The organism is Bifidobacterium erythrocebi (assembly GCF_012932675.1).
Classification (GTDB): Bacteria; Actinomycetota; Actinomycetes; order Actinomycetales; family Bifidobacteriaceae; genus Bifidobacterium; species Bifidobacterium erythrocebi.
In genome coordinates this window covers 121,176-138,958 of sequence record NZ_JAAIIF010000013.1, presented here as the reverse complement: position 1 = coordinate 138,958, position 17,783 = coordinate 121,176, and the positions used below count along the sequence as shown (strand labels likewise).

Genomic DNA, 17,783 nt, shown 5'->3' with positions numbered 1-17,783 from the left:
CGTTGCCGCCGATGTGGTCGCGCACGTCGATGATCTCGACCCTCGCGCCCGCGTGCTCCACGGCCTGCTGCGCCACGGTCAGGCCGAACAGGCCCGCCCCCACAATCACCAGATCAGGGTATTCCACTTGCGCCATAACGAAAACCTTTCATTGTCGATGTGCGTTTTTCCCTGCGCTACAGTGTAGCGCCTACGCCGTCGTTTCGGCTCGCATGGCCGCGTTCGGAGCCTGCTGGGCGTTGATCAGATGCCGAAGCTCGCCGCCTGATCGCCGTATTTGCTGCGTACCGCATCCAGTACGGCTTCGGCGGTGCGCAGGCGGCGTGACGCGGTGCTGTCGTCGGCGCGGCTGGTTTCCTCCAGCACATCGTCCAATGTCGGCTGCACTGCGGTGTCGCATGTCTGGCTCAGACTGCTGGCGCTCATGCCGATCAGGCGGATGGGCTGCGGCAGCGGCCGCTCGCCGTCATCGGCGGGCAGACCGAACATGGCCCGCATCAGTTCGACACATATGGGGTAGAGGGCGCTTGCGGCATCCACCGGGCGGTCGAGCGTGCGGGAACGTGTGCGGTAGCTCAGGTCCGTGAAGCGGAATTTGACGGTTACGGTGCGCGCCATGAAACCGCGTTTGCGTAGCGATCGGGCGACATCGTCGCAGGACTTGCGCAGCTGGCGGCATACGATGCGTTGGCTGGTGGTGTCTTCCATCAGCGTTTCCTCGGATCCGATGGATTTCTCCACATGCGTGGGCGTGACGGTTCGCTCGTCCAATCCTCGCGATGCCATCCACAGGTTCCGTGCACCGGCCGCGGATCCCGTGGCCTGGATGAGCTGTTCCATGTTCAATTGGGCCAGGTCGGCCACCGACGTGATGCCCCATGCGGTAAGCCGCTGCTCCAATTTGGGGCCGATGCCGGGAATGGCGCGCAACGGCATCATCTGCACGAATTGCGCCGAACGGTCTTTCGGAATAAGCAGCATGCCGTCGGGCTTGGCGTTTGTGGACGCGATCTTCGCCACCATCTTGTTGGCCGCAATGCCCACCGAGCAGGTCACGTGGAATCGGCGTTCCACCTCCTGCCGTATCCATGCGCCGATGGCGCTGGGTTTCGACCAGCGCAACAGGGCACCCGATACGTCCATGTACCCTTCATCCACCGAAACCTGTTCGAACCTGTTGGTGATGGTATGGAACACGTCGTGCATGATCGCCTGCGAGACCGAATGGTAATAGTCCATGTCCACGGGAAGGAACACTGCGGTGGGGCAAAGCTGCCTTGCTCGCGCCGAGGGCATGGCCGAATTGATGCCGTAACGCCGGGCCTCGTAGCTCGCCGCGGATACCACGGATCGCGGGCCGGTGCCGATCACCACCGGTTTGCCTTTCAATTCAGGGTGACGTGCCGTTTCCAATGAGGCGTAGAAGGCGTCCATGTCGATGTGCAGCACCGTGCACCCGGTTTCGTCGTGGCCCCAGTCGCGTTTGGCCGCCGCCAGTCTCGGTGCAGTGCTCATGCCTTCATGGTACGGATGATGGGCGGATTTGTCGAACAGTTGTTCGAGTTGCGATTCGTGGGGGCTGTTTGCCGGTTGCGGGGGGATGGTGCAGCATGTTGACCTGCATCCGTTGCGTGGCGTGATCGCACGGTTTGCGCGGTTTCTACGCATAGAATGGGACTATGTGCACATGGCAATGAGGCGGTGAAGGAAGGTGAGCGCGATGAAGGACTCGACTGGCAAAGGCATGGGCAAGGCGATTATCGACATCATCGTGGCACTGGCGCTGATCGTGGCCGGTGCCGGATATGCGGTTGCGGCGCATCGTAGTGCGCAGCATTACGATCGTTCCGTCGACACCGCCGCCGAGGCGAAACAGGAACTGGATAAGGCGATTGTGGCCGGGCAGCGTGTACTCGGCGGCTATAAGGCCGATCAGCTCAAGGACCCCGAGCTGATGACCGATTTCGATCAGACGCTTATCCAGGCCAAGACCCTGGATGCGCCGAACGACGAGCCGAACCGGTGGCTGCTGTGGAAGACGGACGCCGCCCGTGCCGACAACGAACGGTACGCATCCGACGCCAAAGCCATGGCAGCCTTGGTGAAGCGCAGCGCCAGCGAGGTGAAGGCCAGTGTTAAGGCCAAGCAGCAAAGCGATAGCAAACAGAGCGGCGACATCGCCGGAAACAGCGGGCAAAACGGGCAAGCCGGCAAAACGGAGACCTCGGACCAAGCCGGTGCCTCCGAAGGGAACCATTGTGCCGCCTTCGCCGCGACGTACGCCATGTATCAGGCCGGCAGCGCGGTGACGGTACACGACGATTGCAGCATCACCGCCAATGGTGGAGGGGAACCAAGCGTCATCAGCGAGCACGCCTATGTGCCGCGTTCGTTCGCGAGCAATGGCGACGGCACATACTCGTGGCAGGCGGACGCGATGGACAAGATGACGTATTATCCCGCAGGGGTTCACGCGCCGGCCTTCGACGAATTCCACGCATCGGCAGGCACTGCCGACCCCACCTTGGGCACGGACAGACTGGTCATCGGCGATAGGGGAACGATGTATGTGCGCAACGACTGACGGGCGATGGTGCTAGATGATGAGTGAGGCTGGCAGCGGGTACCTCAGCGGGTACCTCAAACAGGTGCGCTCGCAGGTGCACTTTTCATCTATCCAGGCATATTCCCTAGCACATTTCATGCGTTCCCGCGTACGAGAAAAGGCTTCGAAACGTTGGAATATTCAACGCTTCGAAGCCTTCTATCCTTCGCGGAGTGAGGGGGATTCGAACCCCCGAGCCGCTAACGCAGCTAACACCTTAGCAGGGTGCCCCTTTCGGCCACTCAGGCATCACTCCGGTGCATCATTACGACGCAACATCACAGTACTTTACACCACACTTGGAGAACAACCCGCCGAAATAACGCAAATACGGGAAAGTTCTTTGGATTCCGCTCTCCCGCTGGCGTGTCGAAAACGACCATTCGAATTATCGGCGGGACTCGGATACCCTGATACAGAGAGAAGAAGACAGAACGGAGAACTGCAATGAAGCGAGATGACGGGGAACACTATCACGGCCAGCATGCGGCCAAGCGCTCGCCCCTGCCGATGATCGTCGCGATCGTCGTGGCATTGGGATTGGCCGTGGCGCTCGCGGTCGGCATCTGGAACGTGATCGGATCGCACGGCGGTCAGGGCACACGGGCAGGGAACACGGCGGCCACTGCCAAGCCCAAGGCCAAGTCGCAGACCGCATCGGGCAAGAACACCACCAAGACCGTCACCGAGCATCACGGCAACTCGCCAGACTGCCCTGACACGGATTGCATCTCCATGCTGGTCAATGGCGATCTGCTGTTCCATGAGGGGCTGTGGGAGCATTTCGCCGGGCCCAACACCTCCGCGACCGACGGCACCGCATTCAACTTCGACCCGCTGTTCGAGCCGATGAAGAAGTACATCCAGGCGTCCGACATCGCCGTATGCGAGTTCGAGACGCCCATCGCCCCGCGCGGTGGTCCGTACAGCGCGTATCCGATCTTCAACATTCCGCCCGAGGTGGCCGATGCGGCCAGAAACGTGGGCTATCAGGCATGCACCCATGCCACCAACCATTCATGGGATCAGGGGTCGGAGGGCATCGCCCGCCTGTGGGACACGCTGGAGGCCGACGGCATCGCCCAGACCGGTTCCTACAAGACCGAGGCGGATTCGCTCAAGCCGCTGGTGATCACGTCTCCGACCGGCGGCGGCAAGCTGGGGCTCGTCACCGGAACCGTCTCGCTGAACGGCATGACCGCCGATCAGGACTGGCAGGTCGATCGCCTGCGTGAAAGCGGCGACCCCCATCACGACAGCGATATCCAGAAGGCCGTCGCCAAGGCCAAGAAGGCACGCGAGCAGGGTGCGGATGTGGTGGCCATCGCCATGCATTCGGTGCAGGAATATCTTGATTACGCCGATTCGTGGCAGGTTTCCGAAGCCCATGAGCTGGCGGATACCGGTGCGTTCGACGTGATCTATGGCGCCGGTTGCCATTGCGCCCAGCCGATCGAGAAGTACAAGAACACGTGGATCATCTACGGCGTGGGCAATGCCGTGACGGTCACGTCGTACATTCCGGGCAACGAGACGAACAACCAGGGCGTGACCGCCCGCATCCAGTTCGCCGGCAAGAAGGGCGTGGCGGGCTCGTGGCGGGTGAATCGCATCGACTGGCTGCCCACCGCGAACATGCGGCAGGGGGAGTACCGGTGGTGCCCGATATCCTCCGATCATCCCGACGGCACCTGTTGGAGCGAATCGGAGGACGAGACGCAACGGCAGCGCATATCGAAGGTGATCTACAGCATGGGTGCCGACACCAATGTGGTGCGCGAGTGGAATCTCACGGCTGAACAGCAGGCCAAGCAGTCGGGCAAATGACGCCCGATGCTCGTAGTGTGGCAGGTATGACGCAAGTGTATGAAACGCAGGCGGATCGCACCGACCTGCCATTGGTGGTAATGCCGTCCGTGCTCGATTCGATGGTCGAGCCGATCCGTTCCCAGTTCCCGCAACTGCACGATATCGCCCGCGTGCGCATGTTCGAGGAGTTCACCGATGACGAGGATGTCATCGCCTCCCGTCTGCATGACGCGGATGTGCTGCTGGTCGGCGGGTACCATATCAGCGACGATTTGCTGCGCCGCATCACCGGCCACGGCCCGAAGGGCGCCGAGGAAGGGCATGTCAGGTGCATCGTGTTCTGCGGCACGGGCGTGGCAAGCTACGTGGATCTTGAGCTGGCCCGCGAGTTCGGCGTCCGCGTGTGCAATGCCGAGCATTACGGCGACCATGCCGTCGCCGAGCATGCCTTTGCGCTGATGTTCGAGCTGATTCGCCATGTGGGCGAACTCGATGCGGACGTCAAGGCCGGCAATTGGGCTTGGAAGGGCGGCGACGGTCTGCAGTTGGCCGGCCGTCGTCTCGGCATCATCGGCTTGGGCGGCATCGGCTCGACCGTCGCTTCGATCGCCAAGGCGTTCGGCATGGAGGTCAGCGCCTGGAGCTCGCATGTCCCCGAGGAGTTGTTCGACAGGTGCGGCGCACGGCCCGTTGCGGATATGAACGAGCTCATCGAATCCAGCGACGTGGTCTCCGTGCATCTGCCGCTGATCGACGGTGCCACGCGCGGCATCATCACCGCGGAGAATCTCGATCATCTGCGCCCGGGCACGCTGTTCATCAATACCGCCCGCAGCGAGGTCATCGAGTCGGGTGCCCTGCTCGCCCGTCTGCAGCGCGGTGACATTCCGGCAGGTCTCGACGTGTTCGACCATGAGCCGTTGAAGTCCAGCGACGCCATCTGCCAGGTTCCCGGCATCGTGCTCACCCCGCATGTCGGCTGGCGTACCGATGGCGCGTTCAAGGAGCTTACCCGTCAGATGGTCGAATGCGTGCGCGCCTTCCTTGCCGGCGGCGAATACAACGTCGTCGTGCACGAGTAGTCGGTACCGGGCCCATACGGCAAGCAGGCGAGGAAAGGGAGCCAGGCCTTCATGCGAACCATTCTCAACCCGGTCGCCGAGCCGGCGCACGACGCCTTTGTGGAGAAGAAATCCGAGTTCATAGGTGATGCCGCGCATGTCGGCAGTCTGGACGAGGCGATCGCCTTCGTCGGCACGATCCGCGACAGGCATCCCAAGGCCCGTCATGTGGCATATGCCGCGGTGGTGGGCGGCTCGGACGGCCGTGTGTCGGAGCGCATGAGCGATGACGGCGAGCCTTCCGGTACGGCCGGCAAGCCGATTCTCGACGTGCTGCGCGCCAACGACCTGATCGATTGCGTGGTCGCGGTCACCCGGTATTTCGGTGGCATTCTGCTGGGGTCGGGTGGCCTGATCCGCGCGTACTCCACGGGTGCCTCGATTGCGGTCAAGGCCGCGAAGGTCGCGGATATCGTGCCTTGCCGGCGTTATCTGGTCACGCTGGACTATCCGCAGCTGGCGCGGTTCCAGCAGCTGCTTGCTTCCGTCGACGGCGTGCAGTCGGATGAGACGTATGCCGCCGACATCACGTTGACGGCCACGTTGCCGCTGGCCAATGCCGGGTCTTTCGAAGATCGCGTCCGCGAGACGTTCAACGCCACGATCAGCCCCGAACCCATCGATACGGTCAACCGCGCCATCGCCAGCCGGTAGCGGCATACATGCCCGGGCTTGCGGCGGTTCCGCGCGCTGCCGGTCGCATCCGGGCATAGCGTCGATCCGCCGTTGGCACCGCTGGTCTACACTGGGGAGCCATGACCGACGAAACAACCACCGAGAATTTCGAGCCGCTGACCGTCACCTACGAACGTCTGCGCCACAGCACCGATGCCGCCGAGCTTTCCGAGTTCGCGCGTCGTCCGTTGCCGGACCGCAACGATCAGGCGGCGTTCTCCCGAGCCACGGCATTGCTTGAGGCTGTGGGCGGCAATCCGAATACGCCTTTGGAGGATCGCGTGTTCCTGGCCGAATCGATGCCGTTCCCGAACGTGCTGGTGAAGCTTGCCAAGGATCCGGAGCCCTCGGTGCGCAGGGCCGTGGCCGCGAATGGCGACGACAAGAACTGGCTGGTCGGCCGCTTGACCAAGGATCCGGACCGTGAGGTGCGCGATGCCGCGCTGCGCAACAAGCGAACGTCGTGGAAGATGAGGCTTGAGGGCGCGCAAAGCCCCGACAGCGATGCTCAGATTCTGGACTTCCTCGCAACGCTTGGAACGGAACTCGAACCGGATGCGCCGAAGGTGCTTTCCTCCATGGTGCGCCGTGCGGTGGCGCTAAATCCCAACGTTTCCATGCAAACGTTAGCTAAATTGGAAAACGATCCCTCGCTGGAAGTGAGGCACGCCGTCGAAAAACGACGCAGGGAACACGGGAAATAGCTCGATATGTCGCAGCTAAGCCGTTACACTAAGGGACTATGAGCGAGAGAACCGAAAGTGAAGAGCGTTTAGCTCGACCGCTAGTCCAATTGGCGAAGTTGGCAGGGATTGCCACCAGTTACGTTGGCATGAGCCACGATTACCACGAGATCGACGATGATGTTCTGATCGCCGTGCTGGCCGCCCTGGGCATCGATGCCTCGAATGACGCCGCCGTCAAGCAATCCACCAAGGAGATTCTGGAAGAACGTCACGGCAGGCTGGTGGCCCCCACCGTCCTGCATAACGTCGGCAAGGAAAGCCATGTGCTGGTGAACGTCGGTGCGACCGATGTGCCCAGCGCCACCATCACCCTGGAAAACGGGCAGCCCTACCAGGGCGTGATCCTCCCCGACGCCGGCGACGGCTCCATCGCCCACATGGTGGGCGATCACTTCGTCGTTACTGCATCCGTTGTCATCCCTGCGGATCTGCCGGAAGGCTACCATACCCTGCACGTCACGGTGGGCGATCGCACCCAGGACGCCACGCTGATCAGCGCCCCCTCCAAGGTGGAGCTGCTTGACGAGATGAAGCACGGGCACCTGTGGGGCTGGATGGCCCAGCTGTATTCGCTGCGTTCCTCCAAGTCCTGGGGCGTGGGCGATTTCGAGGACCTGTCCAACCTGCTGGTCGAGGCCAAGCGCAAGACCGGTGCCGATTTCACGCTGATCAATCCGGTGCACGCCGCCGAGCCGGTCTCGCCGCTGACGCCGTCCCCGTATCTGCCGATTTCGCGCAGCTTGGTGAACTTCACGTACATCCGTCCGGAATCGATCGAGGAGTACCGCCTGCTGGGCGCCGAAAGCCTTGACGAGATCCGCAAGCTGTTTGAATCCGTCGAGCCGTTGAACGGCGAGGCGAAGATGATCGACCGCGACGCCATGTGGCATGCGAAGATGCAGGCGCTGTGGATCATCTTCAAGGCCGGTCGCACTACCGCCAGGCAGCGCCAGTTCGCCGACTTCTGCGCCAAGACCGGCGAGGATCTTGAGGCCTACGCCACCTGGTGCCTGTGCTACGACAAGTGGGGCGCCGCATCGGACGAACCCAACAACTGGACCCGCCGCTACACCAAGGATTCCCCCGAGGTCAAGGCGCTGCGCGAACAGTTCCCCGATACCCTGAACTTCTACCGCTGGCTGGAATGGATCGCCACCGAACAGCTTGACCGCGCCCAGCGCAACGCGCGCGCGGCCGGCATGCGCATCGGCGTGATGGCCGATATGGCCGTCGGCGTCCACCCGCTCGGCTCCGAGGCATGGTGGTACCCCGAGCGCTTCGCCAAGGGTGCCACTGTCGGCGCGCCGCCGGACATGTTCAACCAGCAGGGTCAGGATTGGAGCCAGCCGCCGCTGAACCCGATTGCTCTGGAACGCACCGGCTACAAGGCCTACCGCGACATGGTGCACAATATGTTCACCCATGCCGGCGCGGTGCGCATCGACCATATCCTCGGCCTGTTCCGTCTGTGGTGGATCCCGTCCGGCCACAAGGCCAACGACGGTGCCTATGTGCATTACGACTCCGATGTGATGCTGGGCATCCTCGCTCTCGAAGCATCCCGCGCCGATGGCGTGGTGGTCGGCGAAGACCTCGGCGTCGTGCCGGAATACGTGGCGAGCTCGCTGTCCTCCCACGGTCTGCTCGGCTGTGCGGTGGAATGGTTCGAACAGTTCGACGGCGAGTTCCGCGCTCCCGCCGATTGGCGCGAATACGCTCTGGCGTCGGTCAACACGCACGACCTGCCGCCGGCAGCCGGCTATCTTGAGCTGGAGCACGTCAAGCTGCGCGAACGCCTTGGTCTGCTGGAAGGTCCGAAGGAGAACTTCGAACGTTCCGCGATGGCCGAGCAGAACGCCATGATCAAGATGCTGCTCGACAACGGCTACATCGATCAGGAGATCGCCGATCATCGTGAGGAGCACGAGGCCGACATCATCGCCGCGCAGTACCGCGCGCTGAACGGTTCGCCGTGCAAGCTGCTCGCCGCATCGATCACCGATGCCGTCGGCGAGAAGCGCACGCAGAACCAGCCCGGCACCAACAACGAGTATCCGAACTGGCGCATCCCGCTGGCGGATGCCGAAGGCAATGCCGTGAAGCTGGACGATATGTTCGACCGCGCCGATGTCAAGAACCTTGCCGCCATCATGCGCGGTGAGAAGTAGCATCGCGGTATTTCACCCGTACGATCGCGCACGTTTCCCAAGGTCGCCGAGGCCGCCGGGCGTGCGCGATTTTTCATGCCCGCGTGTGTCGGCCGTATGTCAAGCCTGACCAATACACTAGTGAGCTGTTGTGTTTCCCTAAGGGGTCCTTCAAAGCGCATTCCCACTCGCAATCGAGGACTTTCAGGGAGCCCACGGATAATGAGGTGGAGGTTTTCTCCGTTACGCCCTAACCAAGCGTGCGAGGAACGCCGAAACCCGGAACACAATATATAGAAAAGGTAGAACAGTGAAGACTTTCACTCCGAAGCCCGCCGATCTGAGCCATGAGTGGTACATCGTTGACGCCACCGACGTGGTGCTGGGCCGTCTCTCGTCTCAGGTTGCAACCCTTCTGCGTGGCAAGAACAAGCCGACTTACGCACCTCATGCTGATTCCGGTAATCACGTGATCGTGATCAACGCCGCCAAGGTGGCGCTGACCGGCAACAAGCTGAGCAAGGAACTCTACAAGCATTCCGGTCGTCCGGGTGGCCTGCGTCGCGATACCTACGCGCAGCTGCTCGAGAACAACCCGGAGCGCATCATCACCAGCGCCGTCAAGGGCATGCTGCCGAAGAACAAGCTCGCCAAGGTGCAGCTTGGTCGTCTGCACGTCTTCGCCGGCGAAGAGCATCCGCACACCCCGCAGAAGCCGCAGGTCTTTGAGATCGCTCAGGTTTCTCAGCAGGCTAAGTGAACCGAAGGGAGATAGAGAACATGGCTGAAAACACCAACAACTCCGCGGTTCAGGAAACCGAAGAGGAGCTCACCAGCTACACCACCGAAACCAACGCAGGCGCCGGCACCGGCACCTCCGCCATCGAGCCGGGCTACGGCACCGGTCGTCGCAAGGAAGCCGTCGCCCGCGTGCGTCTGGTTCCCGGTTCCGGCAAGTGGACCATCAACGGCCGCACCCTGGAGGAGTACTTCCCCTCCAAGCTGCTGCAGCGTGAGGTCAACTCCCCGATCGTCCTGCTCAAGCTCGAAGGCAAGTTCGACGCGATCGTCCTCGTTGACGGCGGCGGCACCACCGGCCAGGCCGGTGCCATCCGTCTCGGCGTGGCCCGCGCTCTGAACGCCATCGACCGCGATGCCAACCGCGCCACCCTGAAGAAGGCTGGCTTCCTGACCCGCGACGCTCGCGTCGTGGAGCGCAAGAAGGCCGGTCTGCACAAGGCACGTCGTGCACCGCAGTTCTCCAAGCGTTGATTTTCGCTTACAACAGGAACCCCTCGAAGGTCTGTCCTTCGAGGGGTTCCTCGTATATACGGCATGATTCGTTCCTGCGCACGCGGAGGTACGCAGGAACGGATGCCCGTCAGCCGAGCGTGGTCTGCCGCATGATCGTGATGCTCATGGAGGGCACCGTCCACACATTGGGCTTCGGTGCTTCGGATGCCGCCTGCCGATCGGTCTCCGGGGTATTTACTGCACGATTCTGCGCGGTATTGCCCGCGGCCTTCTGCTGGTGCTGGCGTGCCAGTGCGGCACGCTGCTGGGCCACGTTATGCGCCAGAAGACGATACACGCGTGATTTGCCGGTCAGTCCGGGAAGCATGACGGTGTCGGAGGCATCGTTGCTGCGCTCATACGGTTTGACTGCCGGGCGATGCTTGATGTCTTCCTGTTCGGACTGCACCTCCTGAATGACCTGCCCGATGCGGGTGTTCTTCGGCACGAAATGCGTCCAGACGGAATCCTCGTCGGACAGATCCACCTTCTCCACGGTCGTGCCTTTGGCAGGGCGTGCGCCCGTGGTCTCGGCGGAGCACCACAGCGGCTGCCATTCGGTGTCGGCGGGCAGATGGAACTGCTTGTCCTTGCATGCGCCGTTCACCAGCAGGATCACATCGAGCTCGTTGAGGGAGAGCAGTCGCATCGCGAAGCTGCGGATGCTCTTGTCGAACCAATCCTGCTCCATCGGCGTCGTGCCGTCCGGCAGGAACCATTGCACGCGGCTCGAGGGCTTGAGCAGTCCGATCTGGCTGAGTCTGGTGAAGAAGTCCTCGTGGTGGTATAGATCCAGCGATTTGCGGATGGAGATCAGCCGGGACACGGATTCCAGCCGGTGCATCTCCAGCGTTTTGGTGCTGTGATACAGCCAATCCCATTTCAGCCAGGTGATGTCGTTGTCCTGGCAGTAGGCGTTGTTGTTGCCGCCCTGGCTGTTGCCGAATTCGTCGCCGGCCAGGATCATCGGCGTGCCGAGCGAGAGCAGCACCATGCCGAGCAGGTTCTGGGCCGCACGCTCGCGCTTCGACATGACGACGGGGTCGTCGCTCGGGCCTTCCACGCCGAAGTTGTTGGAACGGTTCATATTCGACCCGTCATGGTTGTTCTCGCCGTTGGCCTCATTGTGCTTGTGCGAGTACATGGTCAGATCGTTGAGCGTGAACCCGTCGTGGCATGCCACGAAGTTCACGGATGCAGTCGCGCCACGCCCGGGGTCGGTGGCGAACAAATCGGCCGAACCGCACAGACGCGTGGCCATCTCCTGCATGCCGACGGTGTTGCCCTGGGTCTGTTCGGCTTCGGACAGCCAGAACGTGCGCGCGGTGTCGCGGAAGCGATCGTTCCATTCCGCGAACGGGATGCCGAACTGGCCGGTCCTCCAGCCTTGGTTGCCCAGGTCCCATGGTTCCATGATGACCTTGAGGTTGCCGAGCAGCAGGTCGGAGCGCAGCGCGTACAGGAAGGGGTGGTAGCGGGTGAATTCGCCGTCCAGCCGGGCCAGGCTCGGCGCAAGGTCGAAGCGGAAGCCGTCGATGCCGATGCGCTTGGCCCAGTAGCGCAGCGAGTCGACCGCGAAGGTCGTCACGTGCGTATTGGTGAAGTCGAGCGTGTTGCCGCACCCTGTGGTGTCTTCCAGATAGGCGATGTTGTTCTTCTGCCTGCGGTAGTACGAGAGGTTGTCGAGGCCGCGCCAGCAGATGCTCGGGCCTGCCGAACCGCCTTCGCAGGTGTGGTTGTACACCACGTCCATGATCACTTCGAAGCCCGCGTCGTGCAGGGCCTGCACCATGTCGATGACCTCCTGGCGCACGGCGCTGGCACCGGCCTGTTGGGCGGCCTTGGTGGCGTATGTGGCTTCGGGGGAGAAGTAGCTGAGTGTGGAGTAGCCCCAGTAGTTGCGTTTGCCGCGTTCCTGGAGGAACACCTCTGGCTGGCTTGCCTGGATGGGCAGCAGTTCGATGGACGTCACGCCGAGCCCTTGCAGGTATGCCAGGGTAGTGGGGTGCGCAAGGCCCGCGTAGGTGCCGCGCAGCTCTTCGGGGAGCCAGGGCGCGTTGGCGGTGAAGCCTTTGACGTGCAGCTCGTAGATCACGGTTTTGCTCCATGGCACGTGCGGGTGCACGCTTTCGCTGTCGAGCTTCGTGGTGGCGCGGTCGTCGATGGCCACGGATACCGGCATCTTGCCCAGCGAGTCGATGGTGTTCATCTTGCCGAACGGGTCGCCGACGATCTTGCCGTCCTCCAGCTTGCATTCGTAGGCGAAGGCGGCCGGATCGAGCTGCATGGTGCCGTCGATGCCCTTGCCGTAGGGGTCGAGCAGCAGTTTGTACGGGTTGAACCGTACGCCGTGGGAGGGGTCCCATGCGCCGTCCACGCGGTAGCCGTAGCGCATGCCGTCCCACGCCTTGGGGATGTGCACGGACCATAGCCCGTAGTTCGGCCCTTCCATCTTGAACAGGGTCTCGCGCACGTAGGTGGATTCGATGATGCGCGTGCAGACCTTGAAATCGCTGATCTGCTTGACGAGGGGGATCGAGGTGTTGGGGAACAGCCGGATGGCCTCGCTGTAGAAGGCGCTGGGCTGGTCGACGGGTTCGATGACGCAGAACCACACTTGGTCCGCGGTTTCGGAACGGACGATGGCATCGGCGCCGCCGTCATCGGTGAAGTACAGGCCAGGTCTTGTGGCATAGCGGTGAAGTGTTGGGTTTTGCATACCTCTCATTGTAGGTGGATATGCGGGGGCGGACGTTTCCTCGGCGGGGGAGTCGCAGGCGTCCTGTCATGTGCTGCGATGACGCGACGCGCCGAGACATCCTTTGTATAAAGCACTTTAAGAAAACTGATTTGCAAAACAGAATGAAAGAATGTATGCTGTGAGTCATCAGGCAGAACGAACTGCCCACAACAGATAAACCACAAAACGGCAACACTTTCATCGAGGAAAGGAACAATCATGAAGGCTCTGGTGCTCACCGGTGTGAAGGAATTCGAGATCCAGGATCTGGCTACCCCCGAGATCCTCCCGAACGAAGTGCTGATCAACACCGCATACGCAGGCGTGTGCGGCACGGATCACGATCTGTACGCGGGTCGTCCGGGCTCCGCCGCCGCAGTCCCGCCGATCGTGCTCGGCCATGAGAACTCCGGCGTGGTCGCGGCCATCGGTTCCGAAGTCACCAACGTCAAGGTCGGCGACCGTGTAGCCGTCGATCCGAACATCTACTGCGGCCAGTGCGAGTTCTGCCTGACCCAGCGCCCGGAACTGTGCGACCACCTGAGCGCCGTCGGCGTCACCCGTGACGGTGGTCTGGCCGAGCAGTTCACCGCCCCGGCCACCGTGGTCTACAAGCTGCCGGACAACGTCTCCCTGCGCGACGCCGCCGCCATCGAACCGGTGTCCTGCGCCGTGCACGGCCTCGACCTGCTCAAGCTGCGCCCCTACCAGAAGGCCCTGGTCATCGGCGACGGTTTCATGGGGCAGATCTTCGCCCAGCTGCTGCAGGCCTACGGCGTGCATCAGGTGGACCTGGCCGGCATCTTCGACGAGAAGCTGCAGCGCAACAAGGAGCAGTTCGGCGTCACCGAGACCTTCAACACCACGAAGGAACCGGTTCCGACGGACGCCTACGACGTCATCGTCGAGGCCGTCGGTCTGCCGGCCACCCAGGCCCAGGCCGTCGCCGCGGCCAAGAAGGGCGCGCAGGTGCTGATGTTCGGCGTCGGCCCGCAGGAGGCCCACTTCGAGATGAACACCTACGACATCTACAAGAAGCAGCTCACCATCCAGGGCTCCTTCATCAATCCGCTGACCTTCCGCGACGCCATCTCGCTGGTCTCCTCCGGCAAGATGAACATCGGCGGCCTCATCAGCCACGAGCTCAAGCTCGAAGAGGTTCAGGACTTCCTCGACGGCAAGATCACCGGCGTTTCCAAGGCCGTCGTCAAGGTCGGCAAGTAATACCGTGCGGCCCCACAAGGGCCGCCCCTCCCAACATCATGGCCGCCGCAGCTGTTCTCTCGTGCGGCGGCCGCTCTCCTCGCAACATGCCGGGTGCCGCGGCAAAGGGGCCGCGGCACCTGTTTGTATCGATGTCTGTATACTATGAAGCGGCTTTCTCAACGTCGAATGAAAGTCGGGTAAGGGTTTATTGCAATGATCAGGCTGCTTGAACGTCTCGGCGTTCCCCGTGTGCTGATGCTCGGCTTCCTTGCCGTCGCGATCTTCATGACCGGTGATGGTTTCGAGCTCACCTTCCTGTCCAAGTTCATGGTGGACCAAGGGTTCACCTCGTCCCAGGCCTCGCTGCTGGTCACCGTATATGGTCTGTTCGCGGCGTTCGGCGGCTGGTCCGCCGGCGTGCTTGCCGAGATGTTCGGCGCGCGCAAGGTCATGATGTTCGGCGCATGCTGGTGGATCGGCGTGCACCTGCTGTTCCTCGGCGTGGCCATTCCAAGCCACATCTACCCGCTGATCCTGGGCCTGTACGCCATCCGCGGCATCGGCTACCCGCTGTTCATCTACAGCTTCGTGGTGCTGATGGCGCAGTACATCTCCCCGTCCAGGCTCGCCTCGGCCACCGGGTTCTTCTGGACCTGCTTCTCGCTGGGCATCGGCGTATTCGGCGCGTATCTGCCGAGCTTCATCATGCCCGTGTTCGGCGAATACAAGACGTTCTGGTTCGCGCTGCCCTTCTCCATCGTCGGCACGCTCATGTGCTTCTTCTTCGTGCCGAAGAACAAGGTCGTCAAGGGCGAGGGGCTCAGCCGCAAGGAACAGCTCAAGGAGCTGACCGAAGGTGCCACCATCCTGTTCACCAACCGCAAGATCCTCATCTGCGCCATCATCCGTATCATCAACAACCTGCTGCTGTACGGCTTCCCCGTCATCATGCCGTTGTACCTGTGCACCACGCATAACGGCGGCATCAACATCTTCAAGACCGAGGAATGGATGCGCATCTGGGGCTTCGTGTTCGTCGTCACCCTGATCTTCAACACCTTCTGGGGCTGGTTCATGGACCGCTTTGGCTGGGTGTGGCCGATGCGCTGGTTCGGCTGCGCGGTGCTCGCCGTCGGCTCGGTCGCGTTCTACTACATCCCGCAGTGGTTCGGCGCCAACGCGTTGATGATGATCATCGCCTCCATCATCGTGGGCATCGGCACCTGCGCCTTCTCGTCGCTGCCGACCATCATGACGCTGTACGCCGGCGAGGGCAAGCAGGGCGCCGCACTGTCCGCGTATAACCTTGCCGCCGGTCTGACCACGTTCGCCGGCCCCGGCATCGCCACGCTGCTGCTGCCGACCATCGGCTATGGCGGTGTGTGCTGGACCTACGCCGCGCTGTACGTCCTGGCGTTCGTGCTCACGCTGTTCATCCGCCCGAAGCAGCCCGGATTCGATAGCCATGGCCATCGCATCAAGTCGGCCAAGAAGACCGGTGCGGATGCGCCGGCATCCGTGGAACCGGCCGAAGCCGCGCAATAAAGTACCGCAGGCGGGCGCATCGCACGGCGTTGCGCCCGCACCTGCGCACGATATATCCGTTATGCTAAAACCCAATCCAAGTCAAAGGAGAACCATCATGAGCAAGCCCATGACCGCATTCACCACCGATTTCCAGCACTCCGGCATGGTCGCCAAGGATCTGGACGAGACCATCGAGTTCTACACCAAGAAGCTCGGCTTCGAGGTGGCCGGCATCTTCCATAACGGCGAGAACCGCTGCGCCTTCCTGCGCTACGGCCATCTGACCATCGAGACCTGGGAGGGCGAGCCCGCCCCGATGACCACCGGTGCCATCAACCACTGGGCGTTCGACACCCCGGATATCGAGGCCGCCTTCGAGAACGCCAAGGAGCTCGGACTGGACTTCAAGGACACCGAGATCCAGCACATCGACAGCTTCTGGGATCACGGCATCCGTTACTTCAACGTGTACGGCCCCAACGGCGAGACCATCGAGTTCTGCCAGATCGTCAAGAAGTGACCCGATCGGGGTCGCGGTGATGTAAGGTCACGCGGCCCCGCAGATGCCGTCCACATAGGACTGCACGAAACGCAATGCTGCGCCGATGATGTTCTGATCGTCGGCGCAGCTGCTTTTTCTCAGCGAGAAATGCTCGGAATGGAACGGGCTGAGGGCCTCCACGCGGTGCTTGAGATCCGTGATGGCGTCGTCGGTCAGGTATTGCGCCGTTTCGCCGCCGATGATGATGTCGCCGGCGATCACGGTGCGGATATTGGCGATGGCCTGGGCCACGTGATCCATCCATTCCCCGTAGCGCTGCCTATGCCCAGGCTCGCCCTGTGCGAGCACAGAGAAGAATCCCGGCAGGCTCTCGCCGTCGATGACCAGGGCCTCGGGGGAGCAGTACACGTCCATGCAGCCGCGCTGGCCGCAATAGCAGATCTTTCCGCCGGGGACGAGGCACATGTGCTCGATGGTGCCGTTGCTGAGATTCGGCCCCTGATACAGCGCGCCGTCGACGATGACGGCACCGCCCGGCCTGCGTTCCAGGTACACGCATACCGCATCCTGTATCGAATGGTCGAACCACAGCTCGGCCATGGCGGAGGCGTCGGAATCGTGGATCATGATGGCCGGCAGCTCGATATGGCGTGTGAGCTTTTCCAGCGTGAGCCCGGTGTTGCCCATGATCTTGCCGAAGGTGATGGCCGTGCCGTCCGCGGAGACGATGCCCTGCATGGAGTAGGCGACGCCCAGCACGTCGCTGCCGGACCGCACGATCTTGCCGGCGAATTCGGTGACCAGATCGCCCACCATGTCGTAGTAGTCGCCGTCGTTGCGGTATGTGGCCCGCTTTCGGCGGCGCATGATGACCTCGCCATAGAGGTCCACGGCGACCAGGGTGATGGCGTTCGCGCGCATGGTGACGCCGATCGCGGCGTGCGAGCGTGCCGCGAACGTGTAGGTCTGCGCCTTGCGGCCGCCGGTCGATTGCATGGGCTCGCCCTGTTCGACGAGCCCTTCGTCGGTCAGGGTGCGCAGGTTCTGGGTGATGGTGGGCAGGCTCAGCCCAAGCTCGCGTTCCAGCATTTGCTTGGTCTGCGCCCCATGATGATACAGATGGCTGATGATGGCCTGGCGGTTCGCCGTCTTGAGACTGGTCGAGGGTGCGTTCATCGCTGGTTCCTTCCTATGCATGTCTGAGGCAACTTTATCAAAAGTCTTTTAAAAATGTGGGGATAATTCCAGTATGCTGCGCCTTGCCGGCTTGTCGTGTTTGGAAAACGCCTGGAATTACAGGCTTTTGGGATACTTTTTGAAAAACATTTACATTAAGTGTTCGCGCTCTGTCCTGAAATAGTCGGAAGTTTTAAAAAACTTCTTTAGAAAATGTGGTGTTTGTGATGTGTGTA

Annotated in this window: 15 protein-coding genes and 1 tRNA gene; 11 read left to right on the top strand and 5 right to left on the bottom strand. The window is 62.1% G+C overall.

Annotation, left to right across the window (positions count from 1 at the left end; all coding sequences use genetic code 11):
• Nucleotides 1-136, bottom strand: a 136-nt coding sequence (locus tag G1C98_RS07765) for an NAD(P)-binding protein (RefSeq protein ID WP_169080653.1), incomplete at its 3' end; no start/stop codon positions are given.
• 107 nt (nt 137-243) lie between these two features.
• Nucleotides 244-1,515, bottom strand: a complete 1,272-nt coding sequence (gene dinB, locus G1C98_RS07760) for a DNA polymerase IV (protein ID WP_169080652.1) — start codon at nt 1,513-1,515, stop codon at nt 244-246.
• Between the two features lie 205 nt (nt 1,516-1,720).
• Between dinB and G1C98_RS07755 the strand changes: the two genes are divergently transcribed.
• Nucleotides 1,721-2,584, top strand: coding sequence for a hypothetical protein (locus G1C98_RS07755; RefSeq protein ID WP_169080651.1), 864 nt, complete (start codon nt 1,721-1,723; stop codon nt 2,582-2,584).
• 190 nt (nt 2,585-2,774) lie between these two features.
• Here G1C98_RS07755 and G1C98_RS07750 read toward each other — a convergent pair.
• A tRNA-Ser gene (locus G1C98_RS07750) sits at nt 2,775-2,861 on the bottom strand.
• A gap of 191 nt (nt 2,862-3,052) precedes the next feature.
• On the opposite strand from G1C98_RS07750, the gene G1C98_RS07745 reads away from it, so the two are divergent.
• The 7 genes from G1C98_RS07745 to rpsI all read left to right on the top strand — a co-directional run bounded on the left by G1C98_RS07745 (nt 3,053) and on the right by rpsI (nt 10,375).
• Nucleotides 3,053-4,432, top strand: coding sequence for a CapA family protein (locus G1C98_RS07745; protein WP_169080650.1), 1,380 nt, complete (start codon nt 3,053-3,055; stop codon nt 4,430-4,432).
• A 26-nt stretch (nt 4,433-4,458) separates the two neighbouring features.
• Nucleotides 4,459-5,496, top strand: a complete 1,038-nt coding sequence (locus G1C98_RS07740; RefSeq protein ID WP_169080649.1) for a D-2-hydroxyacid dehydrogenase family protein — start codon at nt 4,459-4,461, stop codon at nt 5,494-5,496.
• Nucleotides 5,497-5,547: 51 nt separating this feature from the next.
• Complete coding sequence (locus tag G1C98_RS07735; protein WP_169080648.1) at nt 5,548-6,189, top strand: IMPACT family protein; 642 nt, start codon at nt 5,548-5,550, stop codon at nt 6,187-6,189.
• A gap of 101 nt (nt 6,190-6,290) precedes the next feature.
• Entirely contained in the window at nt 6,291-6,914 is a 624-nt protein-coding gene (locus tag G1C98_RS07730) for an AbrB family transcriptional regulator (RefSeq protein ID WP_169080647.1), read from the top strand.
• A gap of 38 nt (nt 6,915-6,952) precedes the next feature.
• A complete protein-coding gene (malQ, locus tag G1C98_RS07725; RefSeq protein ID WP_169080646.1) occupies nt 6,953-9,124 on the top strand; it encodes a 4-alpha-glucanotransferase in 2,172 nt (723 codons plus the stop codon).
• Nucleotides 9,125-9,413: 289 nt separating this feature from the next.
• Complete coding sequence (gene rplM / locus G1C98_RS07720; RefSeq protein WP_169080645.1) at nt 9,414-9,863, top strand: 50S ribosomal protein L13; 450 nt, start codon at nt 9,414-9,416, stop codon at nt 9,861-9,863.
• A 20-nt stretch (nt 9,864-9,883) separates the two neighbouring features.
• Nucleotides 9,884-10,375 carry a 30S ribosomal protein S9 gene (gene rpsI / locus G1C98_RS07715; RefSeq protein WP_033522661.1) on the top strand — a complete coding sequence of 164 codons (492 nt, stop codon included), beginning with the start codon at nt 9,884-9,886 and terminating at the stop codon, nt 10,373-10,375.
• A gap of 109 nt (nt 10,376-10,484) precedes the next feature.
• Here the strand turns inward: rpsI and glgX are convergent, their stop codons facing one another.
• Nucleotides 10,485-13,115 carry a glycogen debranching protein GlgX gene (gene glgX, locus G1C98_RS07710; protein WP_169080644.1) on the bottom strand — a complete coding sequence of 877 codons (2,631 nt, stop codon included), beginning with the start codon at nt 13,113-13,115 and terminating at the stop codon, nt 10,485-10,487.
• 240 nt (nt 13,116-13,355) lie between these two features.
• On the opposite strand from glgX, the gene G1C98_RS07705 reads away from it, so the two are divergent.
• The 3 genes from G1C98_RS07705 to G1C98_RS07695 all read left to right on the top strand — a co-directional run bounded on the left by G1C98_RS07705 (nt 13,356) and on the right by G1C98_RS07695 (nt 16,389).
• Entirely contained in the window at nt 13,356-14,360 is a 1,005-nt protein-coding gene (locus tag G1C98_RS07705; RefSeq protein ID WP_169080643.1) for a zinc-dependent alcohol dehydrogenase family protein, read from the top strand.
• Between the two features lie 195 nt (nt 14,361-14,555).
• Nucleotides 14,556-15,887 carry an MFS transporter gene (locus tag G1C98_RS07700; protein WP_169080642.1) on the top strand — a complete coding sequence of 444 codons (1,332 nt, stop codon included), beginning with the start codon at nt 14,556-14,558 and terminating at the stop codon, nt 15,885-15,887.
• Nucleotides 15,888-15,984: 97 nt separating this feature from the next.
• Entirely contained in the window at nt 15,985-16,389 is a 405-nt protein-coding gene (locus G1C98_RS07695; RefSeq protein WP_169080641.1) for a VOC family protein, read from the top strand.
• 27 nt (nt 16,390-16,416) lie between these two features.
• Here the strand turns inward: G1C98_RS07695 and G1C98_RS07690 are convergent, their stop codons facing one another.
• Entirely contained in the window at nt 16,417-17,547 is a 1,131-nt protein-coding gene (locus G1C98_RS07690; RefSeq protein ID WP_169080640.1) for an ROK family transcriptional regulator, read from the bottom strand.
• Nucleotides 17,548-17,783 lie beyond the last annotated feature (236 nt).